Origin of the sequence: Pedobacter sp. HMWF019 (assembly GCF_003061025.1) — a bacterium.
Classification (GTDB): domain Bacteria; phylum Bacteroidota; class Bacteroidia; order Sphingobacteriales; family Sphingobacteriaceae; genus Pedobacter.
The window spans coordinates 1-3218 of the sequence record NZ_QAIL01000284.1 but is presented as its reverse complement, the minus strand read 5'-3'; the positions used below and the strand labels follow the sequence as shown (position 1 = coordinate 3218).

The window sequence follows — 3218 nt, the reverse complement described above, 5'->3', positions numbered from 1 at the left end:
GATTAATAATTTCTACAAAAATCAATCTAATGGCTATCTATGGTCACCCTATGTTGATGACTGTTGGCTTCTTTTCATAATGCTGCAACAACTTCATTTGAAGGTCTACCAACAAGCTTTCCCTTTGATGCAACTTCTCACTCAGTTCTTCAATTTTCAAAGTATCTTCCGATTTGAGTCCTGTAAAGTCACTGGAAAACATATCAACGATAGATACCTTAAAAAGATCTGCAATTTGACGGAGCCTGTTAATATTGACATCCGTTACCCCCGTTTCAATTTTCGAAAATGCGGGAATAGAAATTCTAAGTAGCTCCGCTACTTCACGTTGCCTCCACCCCATTATTAGACGGAGGAACTTGATGTTTTTTGAAACTGTTTTCATAATTTTTTTGTGTTAAATGAATAATAAATCTGCTAAGGGAGAAAAAGGAACCGACCTTCTACAGCAGGTAATGCCCCTCCTCTTTTGTCAGTTTTAAGGCTACTTCCCAGTTTTACAGGGATAACCTTCTGTTTTCCATTCAACCGGGTCCCCCCTGGCAGACTCCTGACGGCTAAGTAAGTTTGAGATGCTCATTCCGTTAATTTTAGGTGTATTACTTAATTAATTCAAATTTTAATCAAGTTTAAAAATTATTTCGTATCAATCCAAATTTAAAACAAATAATTTTACACATAAATTAAATATACTGCATTATAAAGCAAAATTAAGCAACAAGATTTTGAAGTATATTTAACAGAAACGAAAACAAAACCAAGAAATTGGTGGGAATCGTAGGATTTTGAAGGGAAAAGATCTTGAGTGGATTTTAATTTAAAAAGTAAAATCACCTCTCGAAATGGGGGAAATATAAAATGCCAATTAAACACAATAGTCAAGCTGAACTTAACTATTGTGTTTAATTGGCATTAGTATTAAAATAACTTTATTTACTCTGCATTCGGGTAAATTGGGAGTGTAACGTGAACTGTGTCAGTTTCAAAATTAACGCCTCTCAGAAGCCTCTATTCTCCTGAAGAATTCTGTCACCAAATTTAATATAAAGCTGTGAAAATGCCAGTCCCCAGTTATGGATTGGCATTGTCCATTTTTTACTGATATTTTTAATGACCAAATACATGAGTTTCATAAGCGCCTGTTCGGATGAGAAAGCCCCTTTTGTCTTGGTTATTTTACGGATCTGGCGATGCACACCCTCAATTGGATTGGTGGTGTAAATGACCTTTCGGATCACCTGGTCGTACTCAAAGAATGCAGAGAGGTTTACCCAGTTGTCCAGCCATGACTTACAGCTCAGGGGATATTTCTTACCCCATTTCTCTTCAAACTCCAGCAGTCTTTCATATCCCTGCTGTTCGTTACTTGCCTGATAGATTGGTTTCATATCAGCCATTACGGCCTTCTTATCTTTCTCAGGGACATAGCGCATGGATGCACGGATCTGGTGAACAATGCAAAGCTGCACCCTTGTCTTTGGGAAAATCGCCTCCACCGCTTCAGGGAAACCTTTCAATCCATCAATGCAGGCAATCAGGATGTCTTCTACACCACGCGCTTTCAAATCGGTAAGCACTGACAGCCAGAATTTGGCGCCTTCGTTTTCGGAAGTATAAAGACCTAACACATCTTTCTTGCCCTCAATGTCCACACCCAGTATATTGTAGATGGCACGGGTTTCCACCGCTCCGTTTATCCGAACCTTGAAGAACATACAATCCAGGAATACAAAGGGATAAACGGCCTCCAGCGGACGATTGCGCCATTCCTGTACTGCAGGAAGCACACTGTCAGTAATCCTTGAAATCTCAGCAGCAGAGATATCCATGGCGTACATTTCCTGCACATAATCACGCATTGCACGCGTACTCATGCCCATGGCATACATCGAGAGAATGTTCCCTTCCAGTTCCTCAGTAATGATCAGCTGACGCTTGGGGACAACCTTAGGGTCAAAGGTGTCCAGACGGTCCCGGCCGGTTTCAAGCTCAAACTCTCCCGAACTTAAGCTCCGTACTGTTTTCTTGCTTTTGCCGTTCTTGCGGTTAGCCTGACCAGCCAGTTTACTCTCGGAAATATGGTGCTCCAGCTCACCGGTCATCATAGATTCCAGAAAGTGTTTCATCATCGGGGCTAGTACGCCGTCCGTGCCAGTCATTTTCTTGCCGGCATATAAGCCAGCGATAGCTTCCTTTTTGAAGCTTTCAAAATCAAAGTCTTCTTGTGTTGCCATACTTATGTCGATAGTTTAAAGTTACACTATTGACACAGTTTGTGAAACACCCTCTACAATTCATACATAGAAACCCATATGTTATCAAAAAAAGATATTGAGAATATTAATGTTTTAATTTCATCCTTTGAAAAAGCATGTAGTTTTAAAAATACTGACCCTCTTTCACAAGTAAATTACCATTTTTTGGGTACTATAAAATCCACTTATTCAAGACACTTTTTGACTTCACTGTTATTGAACATAAATATAATGAAAGATTGCATGAATCACATACATTAAAATATAAAACCAATTAAATCTGAAATATTGGCCTTTCACATACACCATATTTAGACTGGGACGATTACTTTTTAATGATCTGGGAGTAAAGTAAAAAAGCTATTATTTTACAACAGCAATCTAGTTAGCTTTTTCAAGTCCCTCACCATGATGGGAGCTAACCCGCTTTTAGCAACTCCAATCCAATGTACAACAGTGAGTAATTAATCATTTCCTTTCATATGAAGCAGTACCTTGTTTCGCTTTATCTAATTCTTCTATGTAACCCTCTCGGATTTCGAACCGGTCAGGTTACATTACTACTGCCCCCCTGATTTACATTCTTATGATATAGCTATGTTGCAAGGCTTAGAGCCGAAAATTATATAGATTAAACAACAAAGCCCCGTATTTATTAACCGGGCTTCGTTATATTACTCTGCGCTAGCTTGGATGATGCTTTGTGAGTACAAGTAGGGTTATAGTAATAATTAATAAAACAACAGGTTGAATGAAGATCATCCACATTTTAAGCTTAATATTCAATGGCGAATTACAATAATTATCTACAACTTTTTTATAGCGGTCTTTCGGAACATATTTCAAAACATTAAGAACATAAACTAACACTATTAAACTTGCCCAAAATACCCAAAATGTATTCTTATCTAATAAGCTTACTTTAATTCTTCCACTACTTAGTTTGTCTATCAATTGTAAGAT

Annotated in this window: 3 protein-coding genes; all 3 read right to left on the bottom strand. The window is 38.1% G+C overall.

The features are described 5' to 3' along the window. Positions 1 to 43: 43 nt before the first annotated feature. Positions 44 to 385 carry a helix-turn-helix domain-containing protein gene (locus tag DBR11_RS16315; protein WP_108553720.1) on the bottom strand — a complete coding sequence of 114 codons (342 nt, stop codon included), beginning with the start codon at positions 383 to 385 and terminating at the stop codon, positions 44 to 46. 613 nt (positions 386 to 998) lie between these two features. Then, on the bottom strand, positions 999 to 2234 hold the full coding sequence (locus DBR11_RS16310) for an IS256 family transposase (RefSeq protein WP_108553719.1): 1236 nt from the start codon (positions 2232 to 2234) through the stop codon (positions 999 to 1001). A gap of 705 nt (positions 2235 to 2939) precedes the next feature. After that, positions 2940 to 3218: hypothetical protein (locus DBR11_RS30180; RefSeq protein ID WP_233260787.1), on the bottom strand; the 279-nt coding region annotated here is incomplete at its 5' end.

Bases quoted from the DNA above. Each gene is read 5' to 3' on its own strand.
- DBR11_RS16315 (WP_108553720.1), bottom strand. From the start codon at position 385: ATGAAAACAGTTTCAAAAAACATCAAGTTCCTCCGTCTAATAATGGGG.
- DBR11_RS16310 (WP_108553719.1), bottom strand. From the start codon at position 2,234: ATGGCAACACAAGAAGACTTTGATTTTGAAAGCTTCAAAAAGGAAGCT.